We start from the raw sequence: 25,172 nt of genomic DNA, 5'->3' as shown, positions 1-25,172 counted from the left end.
CAGGATTCATTGAAGGAAAATTTATGATATTTACCGAACTATTATTAGTGAAGTATTGTCTTAAAATATTTGAGAAGTTAGGTGATATTCTATGCAATTGGCTTTAAGGTATATGATTTTGTACGTTGAAAATTTAGAACGTTCAATCACATTTTATCGAGACTTACTTGGTTTACCCGTTCGAGCTGAACATGGTACATACGTAGAATTTGAAACTGGTAGCACTGTCCTTGCAATAAACACCCGAGAAAATGTCGCTGAAATTACCGGATTAAATATCCCCGAATCAATTAATCATTCTCAAACATTTGAACTAGGTTTTGTTGTTGAAGATGTAAATACAATCGTTGAAAAACTTCGTGGCCATGAAGTCCTCATAATAAGTGAGCCTGTGACCAAACCATGGGGGCAAATCGTTGCTTATGTTGCAGATCCGGATGGTCATTTCATAGAAATATGTAGTGCTTTAGATTAAGGTAGACTGTTATGACAGAAGAAAATTCCATCCTAAAGGAGTTTCGGAAATTCCCGGAGTAGGGAAATCGATTGCTCAAACTTATATGATTTAGGAATTCGCTCTCTTTATCAACTGAAAGACCTTAATCCAGAAGAAATGTACAAAGAGCATTGTATCCAAAAAGGGACAGTTGTTGATCGGTGCGTCCTTTACGTTTTTCGTTGTGCGGTCATCTATGCCTCAAATGAAAAACATGAGCCCGAACTATTAAAATGGTGGAACTAGAAGGACTAAATTACTCTGAAATAAAGGGGAATTTTCTTCGGAATCTTTTAATTACCCGTAAAAAGGAGCACTTTTAATGAAAAAAGAAAAACTACAATCATTTTGTATGACATTAACTGGCACAACACATGATTACCAAGAAGATTGGCAAGCAGATCGTTATCATGTTGGTGGGAAGATGTTTGCAATGTTTGGCGGAGATTCTGACGGGAAGTCTATTATTACCTTAAAATGCGAACCTAATCGTGCCGAAGAGTTAAGAAAAACTTGTAAAAATATTACCCCTGGCTATTATATGAATAAAACACATTGGAACTCTGTTTATATTGATTCAAATATTCCCTTTGATTTCTTAGAGAATCTAATTCAGCATTCTTATAATTTAGTTTTTGAAAAATTAACTAAAAAAGCTCAAAAACAAATTATTGCAAAGTAGTTATAATGCCAAATTGAATTGCTATGTGTTGTTTCAGCAGTCTATTTTCATAACCTTTATTCCGTTAAAGAGCGCGATTGTGAAATAAAAAGTAAAAGGGATAATACATATTGGTCATGTATAATATGTATTATCCCTTATTTTTTATGACTTTTTATCATTTAGGTCTTGATAATAAAACAACGGTACATCTTTTTTATAAACGGTACGACTTTATTTCAAAGCCACATCTCCCGTCCTTCTCTAAAATTATAATCCACATTTTAATTGAGCATTACAGTTATCACAGGTATTACATCCGCCAATTTCTTTAACTTTTCCTTTACGGCAAATAGGACATGTGTTTCCTACCTCAGAGCCAATTGTCACATCTGTTGAGCGAAGATCACTAATTGTATCTACTAAAACGACATGTTGTTTTGGTTTCTCTAAGTGATGGTGATGATCGTCTAATTTATTTTCTTCTGCCTTTAGGGTAAGAACTTGACTATCACGTGAACCATCAACATAGACGGTTCCTCCCTTAGCTCCGCCGCGATATAGTCTTTCATATACTTTTTCAACTTGTTCAACACTATAACCTTTTGGTGCATTCACTGTTTTGCTGATTGAGCTGTCAATCCAGCGCTGAATCACGCATTGCACATCTGCATGTGCTTCTGGTTCTAATTCCATTGCCGTTACAAACCAATGTGGTAAATGATTCTCATCCGCATCCGGATTTTGATCTAAGTATTCCTGAACGATATCTGCTTTTACTTCAATAAATTTACCAAGCCGGCCACTTCTGTAATAAGAGAAGGAGAAATATGGTTCAAGACCTGTACTTACCCCTACCATAGTCCCCGTGCTTCCAGTTGGGGCAACAGTTAGTAAATGGGAGTTTCTAACTCCGTTTTTAAGAATAGATTGTCTAATATCTTCCGGCATTTTTTTCATATATCCAGTTGAAATGAATGCTTGACGAAGTCGATTCGTATCATCTTCTGTTTGCCCAGTTAAAAATGGGAAGCTTCCTTTTTCTTGAGCTAATTTAATGGATTCACGATAAGCTGTTGTAGCAATCGTTTCAAATACCTTATCTACTAGTTTATTTCCTTCTTCGGAACCGTATTCTGTTTCACAATAGATAAGTAGATCATGTAGACCCATAACACCTAGTCCAACACGTCGCTCACCTAGTGCTTGTCTCTTATTTTCTTCCAAAAAGTAAGGAGTCGCTTCAATGACGTTATCCTGCATTCTTACGCCGACTTCAACCGTACGCTTTAACTTCGCATAATCGACAGTCTTTGTTTCTTTATTTGCCATCTCTGCTAAGTTAACAGCAGCTAAGTTACATACGGAATATGGTGCAAGCGGCTGCTCCCCGCATGGATTTGTTGCAACAACTCTTTGTCCATAAGCCTTTGCATTCGTCATGTCATTGGCATTGTCAATAAAGAAAATACCCGGTTCTGCAGAATAAGTAGCGCAAATATTAATTAAATTCCAAAGCTCTTTGGCACGTACTGTTCGATAGACGCGAACCTTATGACCCATTTTTTCCCACTCACGCACGTCTCCTACCTTATGCCATTCCTCATTATAAATTTTCATTTCCTCTGTATCATAGCCTTCTACATCAGGGAAACGAAGTTCATATTCTGTATCATTTTCTACAGCATTCATAAATTCCTTTGTTAAGCAAATGGAAATATTCGCCCCTGTCAAAAATTCAGGATTATGAACGGAATAGTTTCCGCCTTCAGCTAATTTTTCTTCCGCTTCAGCAATGATGGCCTCTGTGAAACCGCCGTAGCCCGGTATATGTTTAAAATTAGTTATGCCTTTATGCATTGTCTTTTCTTGTTCTGTAAAGGGAGTGAACTTCAGTTTTTCCTTTGCGTATTTTCTAATTGTGTAATCTTGTGTATTGTCTAACAAGAAACGGAGAATTCTTGGGTTTTGCATTTTTGAGATGATAAATTCAATGATATCCGGATGCCAATCAGCAAGCATAATCATTTGGGCACCACGTCTTGAGCCGCCCTGTTCTACTAAATGAGTCAATTTTGCAATATCATCTAACCAAGAAACGGAACCGGATGATTTTCCATTTACCCCTTTTGCTAAGGTATTACGTGGCCGTAATGTAGATCCATTCGTTCCAACTCCGCCTCCACGGCTCATGATTTCCATCACTTGCTTACGATGTTCGGAAATGCCTTCACGGGAATCCTGTACAAACGGCATAACATAACAATTAAAATACGTTACATCTGTATTGGCACCTGCACCATATAGCACACGGCCTGCAGGAATGAAATTCAAATTGACTAATTCTTCATAAAACTTTTCAAACCATTCTTGTCTCTTTTCTTCTGTTTTCTCAACCGATGCTAATCCTGTCGCGTTTCTTTTAGCAATTTGTTCATAGTAAATCTCCAATGGTTTTTCAATTACATCAAGAGAACGTTTGATAATCCCGGATTTTACTTCTTCTGGATATTCTAAAGCACCTCTATATTCTTCTTCCACAAGCACATTTGCTATTTTTTTCTCCCAATCAATGTTGAGAATATAGCCTAGACCTCGTGCCGGAAATTTTGGATCCTCTTTAATGGTCAGAACAACAAAGTCCCCCTCCGTTAAAGTAATTTTCTTCGTATCCTTAAAAGTATAGCGGTCAAGCATGACTAATCTTGAAACCCCTTTATGAGTTAATGTCATATCAGATGTAATAGGATGGACTTGGGGAAATAAACTTATATCCTCATTCAAACGTTCTACATCAATATTCATTTTTCGTCCTAACGCAACAGACATTCAAGTACACTCCTTTAAATTCCAAACTAATATCATTTGTGAAAAACTAATAATCATCTAGTTGTCAAAATGGTAGTAACCTAAAGTTACCATAACAAATCTTCAAAATCAATATATGGTATTTTAAATATTTATTCAACCACTATATATTGTGTTTGATTCAATAAAATTTTATTTTGTCAAACTTCATTTTTCCTAAAAAAGATAGAATAAAAGAGATTTTTGATGTTTTACACCAAAAAACAAGAAATTTTAACAAATTTCAAAGCTTGCACTTTTAAAAACATAGGAAAAAAGTATGATTTTCGACAATATCCTACATTGAAAAAAGCGGCATAAGCCGCTTTATCTTTTATAATTCCATTCATCGCTTTCGTACTTTTCATATGCAAGATTCAATACGTATTGATGTTGTTCCGCGGTTAATTGATATGGTACAAGCTCTATGTCTAGCCCTTCCGCAAAACCTTTTTTAAAAGCAATTTTTGCCTCGTCCAAGCTAATTTGCCGTTTACTGATTTCATTGATGGCAACTGCTTTATCCTTAAAGCCTTTCTGCATTCTCTCTCTTACCCGCTCATTCGGATATTTAAAAAGACTAAATAATTTATCCTCATCTAAATCCAATAATATAGATCCATGCTGCAGGATCACTCCTTTTTGCCTTGTTTGTGCGCTTCCTGCTACCTTTCGACCTTCGACAACAAGCTCATACCAGCTAGGAGCATCGAAGCAAACCGCTGACCTTGGACTCTTTAATGCCTCTTTCTCTTGATCCGTTCTCGGAATAGAAAAATAAGCAGCAAGGCCAAGATTTTGAAAGCCTCTTAAAATCCCCTCTGAAATAACCTTATAGGCCTCTGTTACGGTTTTAGGCATATCGGGATGATCTTCTGTAACAATCACACTATAGGTGAGTTCATGTTCATGCAATACCCCTCTACCACCTGTAGGGCGACGGACAAAACCCAATTGATGCTCCTTTACAGCATCGAAATTTATTTCTTTTTCCGCCTTTTGAAAATAGCCGATAGATAGAGTGGCAGGATTCCAACCATAAAAACGAATGACAGGTGGAATATCGCCATGGCTATGCCAATCGAGCAATGCTTCATCAAGCGCCATATTATAGAAAGGTGAGCAATGACCAGAATCAATAAAAAGCCATTTTTCTTTTTCCACTATACATACCTCATTTATATTAAAAAAATGAATCAAGTTGCGATATTTAGTCTATCAAAACTCATGTTAAAAGCAAAGCAGGAAGAACTTTGCTAATATTTTTTTGTTTATTTCCTTTACTCATATGAGAGAAGACTTATATAATAGTAATGGCTTAGTTAGTTTGAAAGGAGATCAATCATGAGTCAACTTAAATTTGCTCTTATCGTACTAGTAGCGATTCTAGCTTATTCTTTATCTAGATGGTTATTTCAAAGAAAGATTGTCAAAACTCTTACTGAAGAACAATTTAAAGCAGGCTATCGAAAAGCACAATTAATTGACGTTCGTGAACCAAATGAGTTTGATGCTGGGCATATATTAGGAGCAAGAAATATTCCACTATCCCAAATGAAAATGCGTTTAAAGGAAATTCGTCCAGATAAACCAGTCTATCTATATTGTCAAAGCGGAGTCCGCAGCGGACGTGCTGCACAATTTCTCTATCGCCGTGGATACAAAGACCTTTCTCATCTCAAAGGCGGATTTAAAAATTGGACAGGTAAGGTCAAAACGAAAAAATAAGCTTTTAAAATCAAAGACCTTGTACGTTTCATTCGTACAAGGTCTTTTTTATTTATTTTTGATAACGTAATTTTGGTTTTCTGGCAGCTGTTGTTTCATCTAATCTTCCAATTATCGTTTGATGCGGTGCTTCCTGAACAATTTCCGGATTATCGATTGCTTCCTTGGCAATTTGAATCATCGCATCAATAAAAGCGTCTAGGGTTTCCTTAGATTCTGTTTCAGTAGGTTCAATCATCATGCACTCTTCCACATTAAGCGGGAAATAAATGGTTGGCGGATGGTAGCCAAAATCTAAGAGCCGTTTCGCAATATCAAGAGCACGAACTCCTAATTTCTTTTGTTTCTTCCCGCTTAAGACAAATTCATGCTTACAATGGGTATCATACGGAAGGTCATAATATTCGGCTAAACGTCTCATCATATAATTGGCATTCAGTACCGCATGCTCTGTTACCGCTTTTAACCCATCTGGACCCATAGAACGAATATAAGTGTACGCTCTAACATTAATTCCAAAGTTACCAAAATAAGGCTTTACCCTACCAATTGATTGAGGGCGATTATAATCCAGTACGTACTTTTCTCCTACTTTCTTCACAACAGGCTTCGGTAGGAAAGGAGTCATCTCCTTCTTTACCCCCACCGGACCTGATCCTGGACCGCCACCGCCATGCGGTCCAGTGAATGTTTTATGAAGATTTAAATGAACAACATCAAAGCCCATATCTCCTGGTCTTGCTTTTGACAAAACAGCATTTAGATTGGCTCCATCATAATATAATTTTCCACCTGCTGAGTGAACAATCTCAGCCACTTCAAGAATATTTTCTTCAAATAATCCTAAAGTATTGGGATTTGTCAACATTAAAGCGGCAGTATCCTCACCTACAACTTGACGTAGGTCATTTAAATCTACTAAACCTTTATCATTTGATTTCACCGTAATCGTTTCAAAACCAGCAACCGAAGCTGATGCAGGATTCGTTCCATGTGCAGAATCTGGAATGATTACCTTCGTCCTTTTCCCGTCACCATTTGCCTCATGAAAGGCACGGATAAGCATTAATCCTGTCCACTCGCCATGAGCCCCTGCAGCCGGTTGAAGTGTGACTTCATCCATACCGGTAATTTCCACTAAGTGTTGTGAGAGATCATACATCAGTTCAAGAGCCCCTTGAACGGAAGATTCTTCCTGTAATGGATGTAGATGGGCAAAGCCATTAAGCCGTGCAACATTTTCATTCAATTTCGGATTATACTTCATCGTACATGAGCCAAGTGGATAAAAACCCGAATCCACTCCATGATTACGTTTCGACAATGCCGTATAATGGCGCATGATATCAAGCTCTGACACTTCCGGCAATTCAGCATCCTCCTGACGTAAATATTCACTAGGGATGAACTCCTCCATGTTCACTTCAGGAACATCCATTTCAGGTAAACTATAGCCAATACGTCCTTCTTTACTTAGTTCAAAAATCAATGGTTGATCTTGCTTATGCATGTATATCCCTCAATTCTTTTACAAAAGTATCGATTTCACCTTTTGTTCTTAATTCCGTAACGGCAATGAGCATATGGTTTATAAGCTCTTGATAATCCCGTCCGAGATCATAACCTCCTATAATGCCCTTAGCTAATAATTTTTGATTGATCTCTTGTATCGGTTTGTTCAGCTTCACTACAAATTCATTGAAACAAGGCCCCTCAAAAGCCATATCAAAGCCTGCATTTTTTAAAGCGGTTTTCGCATAATTTGCTTTTTGAAAATTGCTATACGCAACCTCTTTAACCCCTTGTTTTCCAAGTGCTGTCATCGCAACTGAAGCAGCAAGGGCATTCAAAGCCTGATTAGAACAAATATTAGATGTTGCCTTATCTCGACGTATATGCTGTTCACGAGCTTGAAGGGTCAAAACAAAGCCTCTCTGACCTTCATCATCTGTTGTCTGTCCGACTAATCTGCCAGGAACCTTCCGCATAAGCTTCTGTGTCACGGCAAAATAACCACAATGAGGGCCGCCAAAGGCAGTTGGGATTCCAAATGGCTGTGCATCCCCAACTACAATATCAGCCCCCCATTTTCCAGGAGGTGTTAATAATCCCAGAGATAACGGATTACTTGAAACGACAAACATGGATTTGTGAGCATGAATAATTTCCTCTAGTTCCTTCAGCGGTTCAATTCTTCCGAGAAAATTCGGATATTGCACCATAACAGCCGCCACATCATCATCCATTAGTTCTTTAAGGGCAGAAAGATTCGTGATTCCATCAATTTGAGGAATTTCAACAATTTCGATTTTTTGTCCTTTGGCGTAGGTTTTGACTACTTCTCGTGATTCTGGATGAACAAGACTGGAAATAAGCACTTTTTTGCGTTTGGTCTGACCTGCACTAAGCATTCCCGCTTCTGCTAAAGCAGTTCCGCCATCATACATGGAAGAATTCGCTACATCCATACCAGTCAATTCACAAATCATCGTTTGAAATTCGAAAATCGCCTGCAACTCCCCTTGTGATATCTCAGGTTGATAAGGAGTATAGGCAGTATAAAACTCTGAACGAGATAGGACATGATCAACAATAACCGGAATATAATGATCATATACGCCTGCTCCCAAGAACGAGACGTTTGCTTTTAAATCGGCATTTTTCTGTGCAATGGCTGTTAATTCTTTTAATAAAGCAGATTCAGATAACGCACTTTTTATTTTATATTTTCCTTTGAATTTCACACTGTCAGGAATATCATTAAACAATTCATCAATGGACGATACTCCAATTGCTTGGAGCATTTCTTTTTTGTTTGTCTCCGTTACTGGTAAATAACGATGTATCATAGGACTAATCTCCCCTCGATTCTTAATCATTTTCTTTTATAAAATGGTGTTGAAACTACCTTTGCTTTTAAGTGCTTGCCGCGAACTTCGACATCTACTTCATTTCCTAAATCGGCATAAAGGGTTTTTATCAGAGCCAAGCCGATATTTTTCTTTAAAGTAGGTGATTGCGTTCCTGTAGTGACCTCACCAATTAATTCATTACCAAAATAAACGGGATATCCGTGTCTTGGAATGCCGCGATCAATCATTTCAATTCCAACAATCTTCCGCTCCAACCCCTTTTCTTTTTGCTTCTTTAATGCTTCTTTCCCGATAAAATCAGCATCCTTATTCAATTTGACAGCAAATCCAATTCCGGCCTCTAGCGGAGTAATTGTCTGACTCAATTCTTGTCCGTATAGTGCCAAAGTTGCTTCAAATCGCAGCGTGTCCCTTGCTCCTAGTCCACAAGGCAACACACCTAAATCCTTCCCATCCTCTAAAATTTTCTTCCATATTGAAATGGCTTCCGTTGCCTCACAGTAAATTTCAAAACCGTCTTCACCCGTATAACCAGTTCTAGAAATAAGCACCTTTTTTCCAATCATATTTACCTCATGACAAAATGTAAATCCGCTAATTTCTTTTAAATCCATCCCATGAACAAGTGGTTGTAAAATACTTTCTGCCAATGGTCCTTGTAAGGCAAGTTGAGCAATTTTTTCAGATATATTTATTAGTTCTACCTCCCCCTCAACATGTGAGGCTAACCATGTAAAATCCTTTTCAATATTGGCGGCATTGACGACTAAGAGATAATGCGCTTCTTCCATTTGATAAACGAGGAGATCATCAACTGTTCCACCCGTCTCATAGCACATTGCCGTATATTGAGCCCCGCCATTTTGAAGCTTTGATAGATCATTCGTCATCATTTTTTGCAAGAAGTTTAGACTATCAGGGCCTTTTACCGTGATTTCTCCCATATGAGATACATCAAACAATCCAGCTGCATTCCTGACAGCATGATGTTCTTCTTTAATACTTGAAAATTGGACAGGAAGCTCCCATCCTCCAAAATCAATTGTTTTCCCACCATACGTTTTATAAACGTCATACAATGGTGTTCTTCTTAGCTCTGACATAAACATCCCCCTTATAAATTCACTTGACGGCACAAAAAAGGACAGAAAACCCCCTCAATTTCTTTGAGAAGATCTCTGTCCTGTCACCTGAAAGTTTACCTAATGGCTTTCCCCTTTGGTGGTTTCAACTAATTGAAACGCTCTCCAGAGTCGCGTCAAATAAGTGTTCTTTTGCCTGAGAGATTCACAAAACCTTGTTTGCTCCTTCGGCGCTACAAATGTAGTCTCTCCCCTTATTCTCATCCGCATCAATAATATTTTCCAAATGGGTCATACTAATACAGCATACCGCAAAAAAATTAACAAATCTGACAAATTTCTAACTTCATCCTACCATCTAGACCCTAAATGAGCAATAAAAATTAAAACAATTCCTATCTAGATTTATTTTTAATTAACTATTTATTCAGTAGAAAACCTAGTGAGGCGATTTAAACTAATAAACTCCATACTTCTTATGAACAAAAGGAGCTGCATTCTATAATGACAGTGGAAATGATATTTGATTCCTCTTGGCAGGATGGTTTATTAAAAAGGATTGATGATGATGGACCATGGGGAAACTGGGAATTATATAAATTAGCAGTTGAAGTGGAAAAACATACAATTATTGAAGATTTTGAAGGGCTCACTGCTCCAAAGCATCTATCCCATTTAACTCCCCTTCCCCATCAGCTTGAAGTGGCAAAACAAGTTATCGAAAATATGAATGGAAAAGCTATCTTGGCAGATGAGGTTGGGTTAGGTAAAACGATTGAAGCAGGACTCATTTTAAAGGAGTATATGATTCGCGGTCTTGTTAAAAAGGTATTAATCTTAGTACCTGCTTCCCTCGTCACACAGTGGGCATATGAGTTAAACTCCAAATTCTATATTCCTGCAATAGCGCAAAGAAAAAGTTATGTTTGGGAGCAATGTGATGTTGTCGTATCTTCCATCGACACAGCCAAGCGAAGCCCCCATCGCGACATCATTCACCAGCAGAATTATGACTTAATTATTATTGATGAAGCTCACAAACTTAAAAATAACAAAACCAAAAACTATGAATTTGTCCAAAACCTAAAGAAGAAGTTCTGCCTATTATTAACTGCTACCCCCATTCAAAATCGCATAGAAGAGATTTTTAATTTAGTATCCCTTCTAAAACCAGGACATTTAGGGAATGAGTCCGCCTTTTATGAAAAATATAAAAAGGATTCACGCTCAATCAATGATGATGAACATTTAAAAGAACTCGTTAATAAGGTCATGATACGGAATCGAAGAAATGACACCGGAATTGAATGGACAAAACGGGAGGTTAAAACCATCCCAATTGAATTTTCTCAGGAAGAAAGAGATTTATATGAATCCATTTTAGAACTTAAAGGAGAAGATCAATGGGTAACCTCCAGCCAATTTTCTGTCATGACGCTGCAAAGAGAAGCCTGTAGTAGCAGAGAAGCAGTCTTTTATACCTTAAAAAATATGCTAAACCGACAAGAATCCCCAAACAAACGATTTGAAGAGCAAATCCAGCATTTAATAACAAAGGTGGAGGCTGTAAAAATAAATTCAAAGGCAGAAAAGGCACTGGAATTAATTCAAAATATCCAAGATAAAGTAATCATTTTTACTGAATACCGCGCAACCCAATTATACCTTCAATGGTTTCTTAAGCAGCATGGAATCAGCTCTGTTCCCTTTCGAGGCGGCTTCAAGCGAGGAAAAAAGGATTGGATGCGGGAGCTGTTTAAAAATCATGCACAAGTTTTAATTGCTACAGAAGCAGGAGGAGAAGGAATCAATCTCCAATTTTGTCATCATATTATAAACTTTGATTTGCCTTGGAACCCGATGAGACTTGAACAGAGGATCGGACGAATCCATCGCCTTGGGCAGGAAAAGGATGTTTTTATTTATAATTTTGCCACAAAAGGCACCGTTGAGGAACATATCCTCAAGCTTTTATATGAGAAAATTCATTTATTTGAAAAGGTGATTGGCGAATTGGATGATATCTTATCCAAATTAGATTTCGGCAGCGTCGAAGATCATCTTGCTGATATATTTGGCAATTCTACTTCAGAAGGGGAAATGAGAATTAAGATGGAAAATCTATCTTCTATTATCTCGTTTGCTGAAGAAATGAAAGAAGGGAATATAAATGCAACAGCAGGAAATTCATCAATTTCTTGAACGCTATTTTCAGGCAAATGGCTGTGATATCTGTGAAAATGAATCTGGATATATGAGTGTACAGCTTACCATTGAATTAGATAAAGAATTAATGAATCGTCCATTTTATTGGCATTACCTTGAAAAAACCGGTGGGATTCCAAATCCGATGAAGCTCAATCTAATTATGGATCAAAAAAAGGCACCTGAAAATTTGAAAGGAGAACTGATCCATTTTGGTTCACCGCGACTTCATCAAATTTTTCAATCAACCAAAAATTTAGCAGGCTATATCCGGCTTTATGAAAATCTGCAAACAGGACCTAGTCAGCATATTCCACTAAAACCATGGTTAGGGATGAATGTTAAAATCTCTTATCAATGTGATCGAAAACGGGATATCTTTCAATCCATTGGTTTGCAATTAATCAACGGACAACTTGTTGAAGATTTTCATGACAAATTAATGGGGCTTAAATTAGCACCAAAAATCCCGGACTATTCCTTTACATTATCTCCACTCATTATGCCGAAAAGTGGACTAGCTCGCATCGAAAGATATCTGACAAATTCCCTTCAACAGGAAGATCACCACTGGGCAGATGAAGCAAAAGAGCGTTGGAGAAAGGATTTACATTTGCTTGAACACTTCTATGAAGATATCGAAGAAAAAGGAGAAAGTTATGAAATCGAAAAGCAAGCTTTAAAAGAGCAATATGAACCAAAGATCATGATTTCGATTATCAATGGTGGCTTGTTTTATCTGCGTGAAGACTCAACGAATACATGGAGTTAATTCATAAAATCACTAAATAAAGATGAAAAACTAAATTAAACAGATGGAAAAAAGAAAGTGAGCAGCACTTTACAACAGGCGACTCACTTCCTTTTTTTCAAGCCTGCAAAAATTGCAAAAGGGATGATTCCAAACCATTTAAATAAAAAGGTTTCTTTCGCATCTCTCCGCTCTAAACGCCTCTTAATCCGTTCCTCCTTTGGCTGATCCATATACTGAACAAATAGTTGAATAATATATTTTAAATAATCATTTGTTTTCAAATGACACACCTGCCTTTTCATTAGCAAGTATGTCCATTTCTCAGCATTTCAATCGATTTTTGATTTCTTTGATGATTTCAAAAATGGATTTAGAGGTAGTATCAATGATGAAATCTGCAGCTTTTAGGTATAAAGGTTCTCTTTGGCTATAGAGCTTGACTGCATTTTCCTTCTTACTTCCTTTCAGAAGTGGGCGTGATTCGTCATTTTCAAGTCTTCGTAAGATTTCCTCTATGGTGGCATGGAGCAAAAAAACGACTCCCGTCTCTTTCATATATTTAACGTTCTCTTCCTTTAAAATGATACCTCCGCCTGTCGTAATAATCCCGTTTTTAGGCATCCTGTTAAGAGTTTCCGTCTCTATCATGCGAAAGCCCGTCTCTCCCATTTGTGCAAAAATCTCATTGATGCTCATCTTTTGCTGTTTCATAATTTCCTCATCTGTATCGTATACCGAAAGTTCAAAAAGCTCTCCAAGTGCCTTTCCGACTGTTGACTTTCCTGTTCCCATAAAACCGATGATATAGATAGGTTGCATCCTTAAATCCCCTATTAGTTTTTTTCATACCATTTTATCATTATTTTTAATTTTTTGTCATAGAAAGCCATACCGGTTACCTTCTCATTTTCCGGAAAATGAATCTGAAACGTGATTTGTGAGACTTCGGCAGTTAAATCCTTAATCAAATAATCAACTTCTCCATCCATATACGCTAATGTCCCCGATTTCATGTCCTGTCCATTTTCTTGAAGAGCTTTTTGGATATCATTAACTGCTTGTTTAAAATAATATTCTTTTTCTAGATTCTGCTCAGCCTCTTTCAGAACTTTCTTCTCTGATACATATAATTCAGTTTGAATTGAAAGAAAAATAGTAAACAAAAGAAATAAGATAAAGGTTAAAGGATAGGTAAATCCTTTCTCATTACAAATCATGAGGCCTGCTCCAAGTCAATGATCGTATAAATCGTAGCCGTATGGGTGGCTTGAAACGTATCCGTCACGATAATGGTTACTCCATTTTTAAGATAATGATATTTCACGGATTGTACATTCTGAAGCATAATTTCATGCCCCTCCTCATTCACTCTCCTTCTTAAATTTGCCCCATATTTTTCAAGCGTAATTCTAGCCCCATCCTTTAAAAGCAAAAGATTCTGATCATCACCACTAATTTGGTCAGCACTTTGAACTTCGATTTTCATTTGACTAATAAAAACCTCCCACTCCAGTCTTTGAATTCTTTGTTCATTCGAATGGGTATTTAACATCATTCGAAAGCATATAGGGAGAAAAGACACGATGATACAAAAAATAGAAAAGGCAAATACCATCTCTAACATCGTAAAACCAAAGTTATTCAATGATCTTACATTTTTGCACACTTTTGTGAAAACCATTTTGATAATGCACGCACACCTCCTGATGATTGTTGGGGGGATTTTCATTCCAGATCACATTAAAAGCTTCCTCATTTCGATAAATAATCTCATTATGCGGAATTTGATTTTCTTGATTTAAAACCATTTCATATAAAATATGTGTTGCGTTTTGCTCTCTTTCTATACTGATAGATTGCCTCGTTAATTGGAAATAGATAGGAAATAGGCTAAATACCATTAAAAAGATGGTTGATAAGGAGAGTAGCAGTTCGAAGAGAAAATAACCATTATTCCTTCACAACATAGAAACGTCCCCCTCCGATTTGAAAGATCATTCGATAAGTCTCCTTGCCAATGTAAATCATGATTGAACCAAATTTATTGACATTTCCATTTGGATTAAATTTCAAATATAGCCCTAAGGTTCCCTCTGAAATATCAATATTCCTTGCATATTCCCGCTCTAGTAAATATGAGCCGTCTTGATTTTTAATATAATACTTATATTGGTTCGGAAGAATATTAAGGGAAAGTTGTTTTTGATTGCTGATTGCATATTGCTGGGCATAAAATATATCTGCTTTCAATTGGGAAAAAAACGTACTGCGATTCAACAAATTAGTTTGTGGTTTCATCATAATAATAGTAATCATAGCCATGAGCATAAATATACTTAAGACAAACAGAGATTCAATTAAGGTAAAGCCTTTATTCCAGCCTTTTTCCATACTAACTACCGGTGTTGGCGGTTACATCACCTTCCGCACTGATTGTTACAGATGAGCCATTTGGACAAGATGTCTCTCCTTTTTTTAAGTATCCATTTGTTTCAAGCTCCGTTGTATCCTTCGGTAGTGTTCCTTTATCCATTTCATAGGCTTGAACTTGCCCCTGAACCATTTTCACGAATGCTTTACACCCTTTATCATTAATGGTTGAGTTATGCTTCGTAATATTGGGGATTGTAATAATTAATAGAATCGAAATCACAAGCAAAACGATCATCATTTCTATCAGAGTAAAGCCTTTTTCATTTTTTATCATAGAAACCTCCATTCCGCCGCTACCGCTGTCGGCACAAATAGTAATTTTTCACACTAACTCCTTTCTAAATACCATCAAGTAAGTGGAACATTGGTAATAATATAGCTAAGTACATCGATACAATTAACAGGCCAATAATGGAAAATAAAAATGGTTGTATCTTCTTGAGAAGTTTATTCGTTTTTTCCTCAAATTGCTGTAAACAGTATTTTCCGAAAAAATGCAATTCCTGATCAAGTTTTCCATTCTGAAGCCCATGTTTAACAATGCCGGATAATTCTCTTTCAAAAAATGTAAACTGTAATAAGATATCCTCTAATTTTTGCCCTGCTGTTAATAACTGTTTAATTTCAAGTCCCATTTCATGCTCAAATCTTTGCTCTTCCTCTTCAAAAATCGTTAAAGCTTCATTTATAGATAATCCTCCTGCTAATAAATAGCTAAGCTGAACTGAAAAATAGTGAGTATATAATAATTTAAAGAATGATCCAATAATCGGAATAGAAGTGATTATTTTTTTCTGATACATTTTTGAGTAGTGCTGAAATTTAAGGAAATAATAGGAGAGGATGGCAAAGAGACATGCAATGAGAAGGAATACAAACAGTGGAAATGATTGGCCAAATGCATATATGATCGTGGTAAAAAAATTTTCTTTTATTTTCATGGATTGAAAGAGGATAGAAAATCTTGGAAGCAATATTTTTTCAACAAAAACAAAAAGGAAAGCGGTAATAAAGATTAAAAAGATGGGATAAATAAAGATGTTTTTTAATTTTTGCATATCCCTAACTCTTTTTAACATCATCTCACTCCCATCCTGAAAAGCAGTCGCTAAATCACCGTGCTTTTCGGCAAAATTGACAAAGCCAATTAATGTGGAATGAAAGTCTAAATCAAACAAAATTTTGTAGAAGGGATAGCCTTCTTTTAATTCGCTTAAACATTGAGTAATATCTTTCTTTTTCATCATGGGCATTTGAAAGGTAATCGATTCAATTGCCTCAGCAAGTGGATAGCCCCTTGAAAGAAGCTCACCTGTTCGCTTTAGAAATTGTGCCTGTTCTTCAACAGACCATTTATTCCTTCTCTTCTTCAAATACCCAGCGATCGTATTCAGATTCTTTAATAAAACCAAGTGCGACCCCCTTTCTAATCATTTCCTTTAATGTTGAGTAGTGAAAATCACATTTTTCTCCATTTGCTTCCTTTAAGGCACACGATAAGGCTTTTCCCGTTAATAATTCAAAGACACTTGCTCTTTTTGAGTCTCCATAAGTAAAACAAAGTGGAGAGCAGGCACCCTTACAATAGGAACAAGTTAATTCAACTAATCTTTGCGCTGTAATCGCAATAAGGGTTTGTTCAATTTCCAACCGATTAACCCCAAATTCCAAAAGCCGATAAATAGCCCCCTTTGCATCTCTCGTATGCATCGTGCTCAATACTAAATGTCCTGTCAAGGCTGCCCGAACAGCAATTCTTGCCGTTTCACTATCACGAATTTCCCCAACCATAATGATGTCTGGATCATGGCGCAAAATCGCTTTTAACCCTGTTGAGTACGTCACACCCGCTTTTTCATTTACCTGTACCTGTAACACGGAATCATAGTATCTTTCAATCGGATCCTCTAGGGTAATCACATTACGATGATACATATGTGACGAGTCATTGAGCAGTGAATATAAGGTTGTCGTTTTTCCACTGCCTGTTGGACCAGTAAAAATGACCAGACCATGTGCATGCTTTAATAGGGCTAATAATTTTCTTGTCATGGTTGGAAAAAGAGATAGTTGAAAAGAAGGAAGTTGTTCTTGCTGCGGGAGAATTCGAATAACTAGACTCTCGTGGTTATTAGAAGGAAGGGTGGATAGGCGTAATCCTATATTGTGGCCATCAATTCTTTGGGAGAATGCACCGCTTTGCGGACGCCGTTTTTCTCCAATATCCATTTGTGCCTTAAACTTTAGGTGAGAAATCAAGCGATCACATTCCTCAAGGGGCAAATATAATCGTGGCAGTAATTTATTAGCAATTCTCAGTTGAACCAAAGTATCCTTCTGTCGTGGAATAATGTGGACATCTGAAGCACTGTTTCGCACTGCATCTTTCATAATTCGATCTGCCAAAATTTCAATTGAAGCCAATTTCATCAAGCACCTCCTTTTTTTGGGAATTTTATAATATTTCGACAAGTTTCTCCATTTTCCTTCTTAATTTCATAATTTTTTCATTTTTTCTCGCAAAAAGATAAGGAAATTTCCCTATTCTAGCACTATTATTGTAATATAGTTTCCAAAAATGTAAGTTCAAGATTTCTCCATTTATTTGTGAACATTTTCTAAACTTATAGTGTTTACAGTGTTAACCATTTTTTGCTGTATTATAATGAATTTAATTAATCCTGAGCCTTGAGGTGAATCAATTGGAACAAACATTAAGAATCACAAATGTCCTTTCAGACCCAACAAGATACTATATCTATCAATACATTACAAAAAGACATCAAGACGTTACTGTTCAAGAAATCGCAGACAGTTTTAATATTCATCCAAATGTTGCACGTTTACATTTATCAAAACTAGAAGATGTCAATATGCTTAAATCTGAAACAAAGAAAACAGGAAAAGGTGGACGCCCAAGCAGATTATATCGTCTCTCTGATGATGTAATCCAATTAAATTTCCCATTTAGAGATTATCAACTACTTTCCAAAATTGCGATTGAAACAATGGTTTCACTTGGAGAGGTTGGAAAAAAAGCTCTATATAATACAGGTAAAAAATTCGGTATGGAAGTAATCGAGCAGGAAATAAATCGTCTTCATCAAAATTCGAATTTGTCCTTTGAACAAAAAATAAATATTTTAAAACATGCTTCCACCATTGCTGGATTCTATCCAGAATTTGAAATAAACGAAGAAGAGTCCAAAATCTATTTTCAAATTTTCAACTGTCCATTTAAGGAAATTGCTGAAGAGCATACATCAACCATTTGCAACATGCATATTGAGTTCTTAAAAGGAATGTTTTCTGTTCTATTTGATTCATTTGAATTAGAAGAAAAGCAAAACATGATTATGGGTGGCTGTGATTCCTGTGCCTATAATGCATTCGTCACAAAGTAGTTACAAACGGTTGTTTACTTTTCAGAGTTTTCATTTATAATATTGTATGATGGATTTGTAGGGGAAAAGGAGGGATAGATACATATGGATCGTATGTACAGAGTACTAGGATTCTGGACGGGGATTTTTGCTGTTATGTTCTTTTTAGGAGGAATGTACACAACGTCCTTAATTTTCTTTGGTCAAACTGGATTTTTCTTGCTTTTAAGCTACTTAAAGCTTTCCGAACGCATGTATATTTATGTCTTTGGAGCTTACTTAACTGTTTTCTTTATTGGCTTTACATACTGGACAACTTTCATGATGATTCCAGGTGCTGTAGCCGAATAATCTACAAGAAAAGCGATGGGTTTCCCATCGCTTTTTTTATATCTCGTCAATTCCCTTCAATTGAATAATGACATGAAAAAACGAGCTTATTCCATCAGGCATAATTAAGCTGCGAATGGCGCGATTTCTTCTGCTTACCTCTGAAAACGGATTAGGATCCGCATGTGTTTGTAGTTCTTCTAAAAGACCTATTGAAAGAAAAAATTCATCCTGCCTCATTTTTTTATAAAAGCATAAACCTTCTTCTTCACCAGCCCGGATCAAGGAATCAAAATGGACATGACTAGTGATATCCATTTCACCAGGAAGCTTTAGCACATCATTCCATTGTCTATGTTTGTGATAGCCACGCAAACTCCCCTCTTTATGCATAGGCTCCATCCATTCCTTATTTGTATAGCCATAGTCAACCGTCACGATGATTCCCTGATCGAGGGTCTTCGCAATATTTTTAACTAAATCCAGCATGGCAAGAGGAATTTCGATCCTTTGTCCATCCTGAAGCTTGAGAGCATTTCTTTCAATAAAGTTTAGAATAGCTTCATTTTTGAGCGGAACAAGCTTTTCAACAAGTTCGTTTTCTTCAACGGCTATCATGACTTCCATAATCTGATTATGATGCTTCTCTATGACATGAACAGGAAGAGCATCAAATAGTTCATTAGAAAAAACCATACCTTTAAATGACTTAAAGTCAGCTAATGAAGCAGCTTGTTTAATATTTTCATCAAAATGAATGATTTCCTGCTGCCGTTTCTGATGATCGGGGCTCGCTTCCAAAATCAAATATTGGAGAGGTTTTTCCTCTATTTGTTTCCATTCTTCAATAAAAGACTTGGCAAACCTTCCATTTCCAGCACCAATCTCCAAAACAGCAGGAAATATCCCCTTTTCTTCCACTAGCTTGGCAAACCAACGGGCAATCACTTTTCCATAAATATCAGATATGTTACTGGTGGTGATAAAATCTCCTGCTCGCCCAACCTTTTCACTTTCTCTCATATAATAGCCCATCATTGGATGATATAGTGCTTCATGGATAAAATCTGCATATGTAATTTGTTGTGAAGGAGATTGTAAAATTTTACTTTTCAGGTAATTTTGCATATTTTTCCCTTCTTTTTGTTTTACACTATTGACATAGTGTTATCTATGTTATATTGTTAAGTTAGTAGCTTAACTAGATTCCCTCCCATTATTATGAATAGAACATCCCCCAGAAAAGCCCTTCTTCATTAAAGAAGGGCTTTTCTATGGTTTAAAATCCATTAAGAAAAGGGTTAGAATCCATTTCCATGCCAATCGTCGTCGAAGGTCCATGACCCGGAAGAACAATGGTGTCCTCAGCTAAGGTTAAAAGCTTTGCGTGAATACTTTCAATTAATTGGTCATGGTTGCCGCCAACTAAATCTGTCCTGCCAATGCTTCCTTGAAATAAAGCATCCCCTGAAATAACGTAACGGCTATCTTGAAAATAATAGGAAAGACTCCCTGGTGAATGGCCAGGGGTTTCATAACTAAAGAATGAGAAATCGCCAATCTTTAGTTCCTTCTCCCCTTTTAGAAGATAATCAGCAGGTTTTATTTTGATCAACAAATCGTGGGTCAAAAAATTAGATCCATTCAAATCAGGATTTCCTAACCAATCCGCTTCATTTTCATGCAAATAAACTGGAATTTGGAAGTAATCTCGAATATCATCAACGGCCCCAATATGATCAAAGTGGGCATGCGTTAATAAAATCGCCACCGGGTTCAATCCTTCATTTTTTAGAAACTGTATCAGTTTATTCCCTTCAGCACCTGGATCAAAAATTAGGCAGGATTGATTCTCGTTTTTTACAATATAACAATTCGTTTGTATTGGTCCAAGAGGGATTTGAATATACTCCATCAGGCACCTCCATAATTTAGATTAAGTATTATTTTACACTATTCATTTCGGAAATGAATACAAAAAACACTTCTTCACCCTTCGATTAACTTCTTAGAAGGAAACTCTCTTGATCCTAATACAATTTTCAAAATAGTGTGCCCATTTGACAAAGAAGTGTCACTTTTTCACCTCGACAAACAAATAAAAAAATTATAAAATAGATTCGAGTGTACATAATAGCTATAACACAAAGGTACGATGCCTGAAATTATTTTCACATAGGCTAGTTTACTGCTGATTAAAACAAAAAGGGGGCATTCTTAATGGGACTTGTTATCATTTTTATGCTAGTTGCTCTTCTCGCTTTATACGGTGCGTTTAGTGCAATTAAAAACAAAAATGTACCTGGAATTATATTTGGTGTTGGAGCGGTTGCTGTATTCGGTTGGTTTGCGATTATGACGATTGTTCATTCCGGATTTCCAGCAGCTCAGTGATATGAAAAGCTTAAAAGACTGCCCCTTGGCAGTCTTTTATTTTTCTACTCTCGCTTTGTTTACGAAGCTCTCTCTATTGATTTCACCTCTCCTGATTCAGTTGAGGTTTCTTTTACTAATTTCATGATTTTCTTTGTTTTCATATCGATTAAATTCTCTAAATAATTGCCATACAAACAGTAATTGCCACTCGGAGAACAACTTAAAGGTTCGTTTTTCATATCATCTAATATCATTTCCTGACTATCATCTTTTAAGGAATAGGAAACAAGCTGAAATCCTTTATTGTAGAAATCAACATCACCACTATTTAAGGGTTGAAACGTAATAAACCGGGAATTTATTACATCATAATCAAAAAATGGCACTAGCCAATCAGAATACCGCGTCAATTGAAAAAGTTTGATCGATCTCACTTTTTTTAACGAATCTGTATAAAAAGAATAGATGGCATGCTCCCTATCATTTTCATTAACGGTTATAGTCAGAAGATGATCATGAAGCGTATGAACCTGAAAAACATGATCTTCTATCTTGCTCGTATTCCCATCATCCAAATTCATTTTAATCAAAGGGGCAAACAAAGAAAGCTTGTCATTATCCCAATCTAAATACAACAATTCATTTTTATCTAACCAATCAGCAAATGGCTGTTTTATTTTTAAAGGAGTCCAAGCATTATCAACCACATTCACAAGAAAAGATTGAAATGACCAATCTTCTTTAAAAGCTGATACTAGAAGCTTATCCTCATCATATTGATTCCACTCAAATGATAATTCTGTTGATGGGATTTCTTTAGAAAAATATACCTTTCCTCCTCTGTCCAATACCGTAAGTATCCCCATATAGGAAGACTTCGAAGACTGCAAGAGTATCCTTTTTTTCGAATAACTGGCTGCTGCTGTCACAATTGGGTATTCACTTTTATAGAGTAATTTTTTTCGTCCATTTATCAAGTCATACTCATAAACACTTCCACCCTGATTTTCTTCTGTCGTAAAAAAAATCGTATGATCATCCAACCAGCCATAAATAGAATAAAAATCTCTGTCCTCTAGGACAATAGGGTCTTTCATAACGACTTGATTATTTATTTCATGTGTTTTTTTCTCTTTATTTGCTTTATGAGACACAAATTCCTTATTGCGTTCACAACCACTAGCGATTAAAAGTGCGGAAACTATGATTATCATAAACAAAAAAAGAAAGTTCGCTTTATCGTTACTTATTTTCGATTTCATTTCCACACCCACTTACAAATTATCCTTCTTTTGTTCTACGTATAAATCATATAAATGTTTCATGAATTTGTATTTTTTTACAATTTTTATTTAAAAGCTTACAAATAGAGCGCTGCTAGAAAAATTCCTTCCACTTTACGATAGATTTCCGGAAATTGCGATAGTGGTAACGGATTAATTCCCCTCCCCAATTCAATCGTAAAGCCTGGTTTTCTGAAGGTTTGAATAAACCAGTCCTTGAAACCTGCATGACTGTCGACGTTTTGAATGGATTTATAGCCACTCCACCGTTCAAACTCAGATGCAAGCATGAATGATTCTACTGGCTCTTTCCCTTCATAACCCCAGTAAAACTCTTCTCCTTGTGTATGAAAGGCAATGACACGCGAAAACGGATGATCTTCGGCTAATTTTTCCATTGCTATTGCTTCGGGCTCTGACAGTGCCTTTTCTCCAGGATAATCTCTAAAGGCAGGAGATTGTGGTATTTTTCTTTCCTTCTCAATCTCCCAATTAGCAGGAAATTGATTATTTAAATCTACTCCTCTGATATTAGCCTTCCATCCTGAAAAATCTTGATTATCATCGTTCATTCGAATCAGTTCTCGACTGTTTTGTTCCGGTAAACCATTAATCACAAGGTTAACCCCATCTGGATTGACCATCGGAACAATGGACAGATCAACGAGTTCATATAATTCTGCCGTATTAATATGTCTCATCTTTTGAAAATTCATCATAGTAAGTAGAAAGGCATTTAATAATTCCATAAGAACAGAAGAGGTAATCCATTCATTTGCGTGGAAAGAAGCATTCATATGCACCTTCTTTTGTCCCCTTCCTAAGCGCAATTCATAAATGGATTTCCCTAAAACACTCTTTCCAATCTCATTTATCCGAATAAATGGGTACAGAGCATTTAAAGCTTCGATATCTTCTGTAAGAGCAGAATAATCATATGCCCTCCTCCGATTTACAACAGCTCGATTAACTCTTTTTGGCAAATAGATGTTGGAGCCAATCATAAGCTCTGCAAAATGACAATCTTGATTGACAAGCTTAATAGCATCAAGAGATAAATTTCTTTCTGCTGCCAAAAAATAAAGCTGATCATTTATCCCAAGCATGTGATGCTCTAAAGCAAAACCAGGTATTTGAATGGGTTGACCACTTTTCATTTGTGAAAAATCAATATTGCTATTCGAATCTCTTAATAAATTTAACGAAATTCCAAAAAGCTGAGCATAATAATCCAAGCTATCTCCATCTCGAAAAAATACCTCCATAAAGCCTTCCTCCCTTTTTTGCTATTCATATCATACATATTAGAGGAAAATGGAGTTTTGCACTTGGAATCCAATTTTTAATGGGTGAATGGAAAAAGGTCTAACAAAATCTTCTCATGAAGGAACCATTTTTCTTAATATCATGAAGAAGATTATTAGACCTTTATCAAAATTCTCAATATAGACCTTACTTCAAGTGATTTTTAATCAGCCACGCTGCACCAATCACCCCGGCATCATTTCCTAAAGTAGCAAGGGTAATTGATGTATAATCCTTGATTGGTGGAAAAACATATTTGTTAAAATATGTTTGGACAGGCTTCAGCAATACATCTCCAGCCAGTGAAACTCCTCCACCAAGTACTATTTTTTCCGGATTCACAGTTGACGCGATATTAGCAAGCGCTAAGCCTAAGTAATGGGCCACATGTTCAACAACAAAAAGCGCCTTCGCATCACCTTTGCTTGCACAATCAAAAACATCCTTCGCTGATATTCTTCCGTTTAATTGATAGAGGTCAAATAAACTCCCTGACGTATTCTTCTTTGATTGTATTTCTTCTGTTGCAATCCTGACAATTCCTGTCGCTGAAGCAACAGTTTCTAAACAACCTGTTTTGCCGCAGCCACAACGTGCACCACCTTCTGTTACGGAAGTGATATGACCAATTTCACCACCTGCACCGCGATAGCCTTGAAGAATTTGGCCATTCGCGACAATTCCACCACCAACTCCTGTACCAAGTGTGACACAAAGAACGTTAGCTGACCCATTTCCGGCACCCTTCCACATTTCACCTGCCGCTGCACAGTTCGCATCATTTTCAATGGCAACAGGTAATGATGTTGCTTTTTGCAACATCTCCATCAATGGATAATGATCTGGCCAGCCTAAATTTACTGTGTTATAGATGATACCCTTTTCATAATTAACTGGACCAGGTGCCCCCATTCCAATTCCAAGGAGATGGCTCTTTGTTAGCTTTAATTCACTTAGCTTTTGTTCCATCGATTCAGCAATATTAATGGTAATATTTTGACCATCATTAGAATTATCAGTAGGAATTCCCCATTTGTATAGAATTTCACCATTCTGACTTAAAAAAGCCAATTTGGTAGTTGTTCCACCCAAATCTACACCTAATAGCCATTGCTCACTCATCCATAACACACTCCCTTGAAGTACTTTAGGCCTTTATTTTTTCTTTTCTTTCTCTAACAAAAATTGCCTTTCATGTCTAATCAATAATATCGCGGTTTGATATTCAATAGGTTCGATAAAATTTGCCTGATAAAGTTCTTTAATTTCAGACTCCATCAAATCTAAATCTCCGATTCGATCCCCAACATAAATAATTGTCCCAAACCTTTTTAATAATTGTTGTATATCATATATACTTTTCATGTTAACCCTCGATTTTATCCATACTTGTAATCAGTCATTTTTCATTTAAAA

Annotated in this window: 28 protein-coding genes and 1 riboswitch; of the genes, 9 read left to right on the top strand and 19 right to left on the bottom strand. The window is 36.5% G+C overall.

The features are described from left to right. Positions 1–91 precede the first annotated feature (91 nt). The 3 genes from ACE38V_RS03385 (at position 92) to ACE38V_RS03375 (ending at position 1,178) form a co-directional block, all read left to right on the top strand. Positions 92–475, top strand: a complete 384-nt coding sequence (locus tag ACE38V_RS03385) for a VOC family protein (protein ID WP_375839745.1) — start codon at positions 92–94, stop codon at positions 473–475. A gap of 66 nt (positions 476–541) precedes the next feature. Continuing rightward, positions 542–742: a helix-hairpin-helix domain-containing protein gene (locus tag ACE38V_RS03380; protein WP_375840127.1), complete on the top strand. Its 201-nt coding sequence runs from the start codon at positions 542–544 to the stop codon at positions 740–742. A gap of 76 nt (positions 743–818) precedes the next feature. Continuing rightward, complete coding sequence (locus ACE38V_RS03375; RefSeq protein ID WP_375839744.1) at positions 819–1,178, top strand: MmcQ/YjbR family DNA-binding protein; 360 nt, start codon at positions 819–821, stop codon at positions 1,176–1,178. A 249-nt stretch (positions 1,179–1,427) separates the two neighbouring features. On the opposite strand, the gene ACE38V_RS03370 is transcribed toward ACE38V_RS03375, so the two are convergent. Then, entirely contained in the window at positions 1,428–3,986 is a 2,559-nt protein-coding gene (locus ACE38V_RS03370; protein ID WP_375839743.1) for a vitamin B12-dependent ribonucleotide reductase, read from the bottom strand. Positions 3,987–4,331: 345 nt separating this feature from the next. Beyond that, entirely contained in the window at positions 4,332–5,168 is an 837-nt protein-coding gene (locus ACE38V_RS03365) for a lipoate--protein ligase family protein (RefSeq protein WP_375839742.1), read from the bottom strand. A 180-nt stretch (positions 5,169–5,348) separates the two neighbouring features. Between ACE38V_RS03365 and ACE38V_RS03360 the strand changes: the two genes are divergently transcribed. After that, on the top strand, positions 5,349–5,732 hold the full coding sequence (locus tag ACE38V_RS03360; protein WP_375839741.1) for a rhodanese-like domain-containing protein: 384 nt from the start codon (positions 5,349–5,351) through the stop codon (positions 5,730–5,732). A gap of 52 nt (positions 5,733–5,784) precedes the next feature. Here ACE38V_RS03360 and gcvPB read toward each other — a convergent pair whose 3' ends face one another. From gcvPB to gcvT, 3 genes are read right to left on the bottom strand one after another with little or no spacing between them, the layout of a single operon-like run. Continuing rightward, positions 5,785–7,242, bottom strand: coding sequence for an aminomethyl-transferring glycine dehydrogenase subunit GcvPB (gene gcvPB, locus ACE38V_RS03355; protein ID WP_375839740.1), 1,458 nt, complete (start codon positions 7,240–7,242; stop codon positions 5,785–5,787). Then, a complete protein-coding gene (gene gcvPA, locus ACE38V_RS03350) occupies positions 7,235–8,581 on the bottom strand; it encodes an aminomethyl-transferring glycine dehydrogenase subunit GcvPA (RefSeq protein ID WP_375839739.1) in 1,347 nt (448 codons plus the stop codon). Before gcvPA ends, gcvPB begins: the two co-directional genes overlap by 8 nt. Positions 8,582–8,607: 26 nt before the next feature. Next, the gene (gene gcvT / locus ACE38V_RS03345; RefSeq protein WP_375839738.1) at positions 8,608–9,708 is read right to left on the bottom strand and encodes a glycine cleavage system aminomethyltransferase GcvT; all 1,101 of its coding nucleotides are present in this window, start codon (positions 9,706–9,708) and stop codon (positions 8,608–8,610) included. 153 nt (positions 9,709–9,861) lie between these two features. Then, a riboswitch (glycine riboswitch) is annotated at positions 9,862–9,951 on the bottom strand. Between the two features lie 240 nt (positions 9,952–10,191). On the opposite strand from gcvT, the gene ACE38V_RS03340 reads away from it, so the two are divergent. Both ACE38V_RS03340 and ACE38V_RS03335 read left to right on the top strand, forming a co-directional pair. Then, positions 10,192–11,889 (top strand): DEAD/DEAH box helicase, encoded by a 1,698-nt coding sequence (locus tag ACE38V_RS03340; RefSeq protein ID WP_375839737.1) that lies wholly within the window; start codon positions 10,192–10,194, stop codon positions 11,887–11,889. After that, positions 11,858–12,664, top strand: a complete 807-nt coding sequence (locus ACE38V_RS03335; RefSeq protein WP_375839736.1) for a YqhG family protein — start codon at positions 11,858–11,860, stop codon at positions 12,662–12,664. The genes ACE38V_RS03340 and ACE38V_RS03335 overlap by 32 nt, the downstream gene beginning before the upstream one ends. Positions 12,665–12,747: 83 nt before the next feature. Here the strand turns inward: ACE38V_RS03335 and ACE38V_RS03330 are convergent, their stop codons facing one another. The 8 genes from ACE38V_RS03330 to comGA form a co-directional block, all read right to left on the bottom strand. Further along, positions 12,748–12,936, bottom strand: coding sequence for a YqzE family protein (locus tag ACE38V_RS03330; RefSeq protein WP_375840126.1), 189 nt, complete (start codon positions 12,934–12,936; stop codon positions 12,748–12,750). A gap of 31 nt (positions 12,937–12,967) precedes the next feature. Continuing rightward, positions 12,968–13,465 carry a shikimate kinase gene (locus ACE38V_RS03325; protein WP_375839735.1) on the bottom strand — a complete coding sequence of 166 codons (498 nt, stop codon included), beginning with the start codon at positions 13,463–13,465 and terminating at the stop codon, positions 12,968–12,970. Between the two features lie 14 nt (positions 13,466–13,479). After that, positions 13,480–13,863 (bottom strand): competence type IV pilus minor pilin ComGG, encoded by a 384-nt coding sequence (gene comGG / locus ACE38V_RS03320; protein ID WP_375839734.1) that lies wholly within the window; start codon positions 13,861–13,863, stop codon positions 13,480–13,482. Then, on the bottom strand, positions 13,860–14,270 hold the full coding sequence (comGF, locus tag ACE38V_RS03315) for a competence type IV pilus minor pilin ComGF (protein ID WP_375840125.1): 411 nt from the start codon (positions 14,268–14,270) through the stop codon (positions 13,860–13,862). Before comGF ends, comGG begins: the two co-directional genes overlap by 4 nt. Positions 14,271–14,596: 326 nt before the next feature. Beyond that, on the bottom strand, positions 14,597–15,037 hold the full coding sequence (gene comGD, locus ACE38V_RS03310; protein WP_375839733.1) for a competence type IV pilus minor pilin ComGD: 441 nt from the start codon (positions 15,035–15,037) through the stop codon (positions 14,597–14,599). Position 15,038: 1 nt separating this feature from the next. Then, entirely contained in the window at positions 15,039–15,353 is a 315-nt protein-coding gene (gene comGC, locus ACE38V_RS03305; RefSeq protein WP_375839732.1) for a competence type IV pilus major pilin ComGC, read from the bottom strand. A gap of 64 nt (positions 15,354–15,417) precedes the next feature. Next, complete coding sequence (gene comGB / locus ACE38V_RS03300) at positions 15,418–16,491, bottom strand: competence type IV pilus assembly protein ComGB (protein ID WP_375839731.1); 1,074 nt, start codon at positions 16,489–16,491, stop codon at positions 15,418–15,420. Continuing rightward, positions 16,433–17,503: a competence type IV pilus ATPase ComGA gene (comGA, locus tag ACE38V_RS03295; protein WP_375840124.1), complete on the bottom strand. Its 1,071-nt coding sequence runs from the start codon at positions 17,501–17,503 to the stop codon at positions 16,433–16,435. The genes comGB and comGA overlap by 59 nt, the downstream gene beginning before the upstream one ends. Positions 17,504–17,781: 278 nt before the next feature. Here comGA and ACE38V_RS03290 point away from each other — a divergent pair, with 278 nt between their 5' ends. Further along, positions 17,782–18,483 (top strand): helix-turn-helix transcriptional regulator, encoded by a 702-nt coding sequence (locus ACE38V_RS03290; protein ID WP_375839730.1) that lies wholly within the window; start codon positions 17,782–17,784, stop codon positions 18,481–18,483. Between the two features lie 84 nt (positions 18,484–18,567). Continuing rightward, on the top strand, positions 18,568–18,813 hold the full coding sequence (locus tag ACE38V_RS03285) for a DUF2626 domain-containing protein (protein ID WP_375839729.1): 246 nt from the start codon (positions 18,568–18,570) through the stop codon (positions 18,811–18,813). 36 nt (positions 18,814–18,849) lie between these two features. Here the strand turns inward: ACE38V_RS03285 and ACE38V_RS03280 are convergent, their stop codons facing one another. Together ACE38V_RS03280 and ACE38V_RS03275 are read right to left on the bottom strand one after the other, a co-directional pair. Then, on the bottom strand, positions 18,850–19,920 hold the full coding sequence (locus ACE38V_RS03280) for a class I SAM-dependent methyltransferase (protein ID WP_375839728.1): 1,071 nt from the start codon (positions 19,918–19,920) through the stop codon (positions 18,850–18,852). A gap of 151 nt (positions 19,921–20,071) precedes the next feature. Further along, complete coding sequence (locus ACE38V_RS03275; RefSeq protein ID WP_375839727.1) at positions 20,072–20,707, bottom strand: MBL fold metallo-hydrolase; 636 nt, start codon at positions 20,705–20,707, stop codon at positions 20,072–20,074. A 305-nt stretch (positions 20,708–21,012) separates the two neighbouring features. Between ACE38V_RS03275 and ACE38V_RS03270 the strand changes: the two genes are divergently transcribed. Further along, positions 21,013–21,186 carry a DUF2759 domain-containing protein gene (locus ACE38V_RS03270; RefSeq protein WP_375839726.1) on the top strand — a complete coding sequence of 58 codons (174 nt, stop codon included), beginning with the start codon at positions 21,013–21,015 and terminating at the stop codon, positions 21,184–21,186. 59 nt (positions 21,187–21,245) lie between these two features. Here the strand turns inward: ACE38V_RS03270 and ACE38V_RS03265 are convergent, their stop codons facing one another. The 4 genes from ACE38V_RS03265 to ACE38V_RS03250 form a co-directional block, all read right to left on the bottom strand. Next, positions 21,246–22,430, bottom strand: a complete 1,185-nt coding sequence (locus tag ACE38V_RS03265) for a YqgU-like beta propeller domain-containing protein (protein ID WP_375839725.1) — start codon at positions 22,428–22,430, stop codon at positions 21,246–21,248. Positions 22,431–22,528: 98 nt separating this feature from the next. Further along, entirely contained in the window at positions 22,529–23,716 is a 1,188-nt protein-coding gene (locus ACE38V_RS03260) for a M14 family metallopeptidase (protein WP_375839724.1), read from the bottom strand. Between the two features lie 187 nt (positions 23,717–23,903). After that, the gene (locus ACE38V_RS03255; RefSeq protein WP_375839723.1) at positions 23,904–24,878 is read right to left on the bottom strand and encodes an ROK family glucokinase; all 975 of its coding nucleotides are present in this window, start codon (positions 24,876–24,878) and stop codon (positions 23,904–23,906) included. 33 nt (positions 24,879–24,911) lie between these two features. Then, positions 24,912–25,121, bottom strand: coding sequence for a YqgQ family protein (locus ACE38V_RS03250; RefSeq protein ID WP_375839722.1), 210 nt, complete (start codon positions 25,119–25,121; stop codon positions 24,912–24,914). Positions 25,122–25,172 lie beyond the last annotated feature (51 nt).

Source organism: Cytobacillus sp. Hz8 (assembly GCF_042263505.1).
Classification (GTDB): Bacteria; Bacillota; Bacilli; order Bacillales; family Cytobacillaceae; genus Bacillus_BE.
The sequence above is the reverse complement of the archived record's forward strand: the minus strand, read 5'-3'. Positions and strand labels throughout refer to the sequence as shown.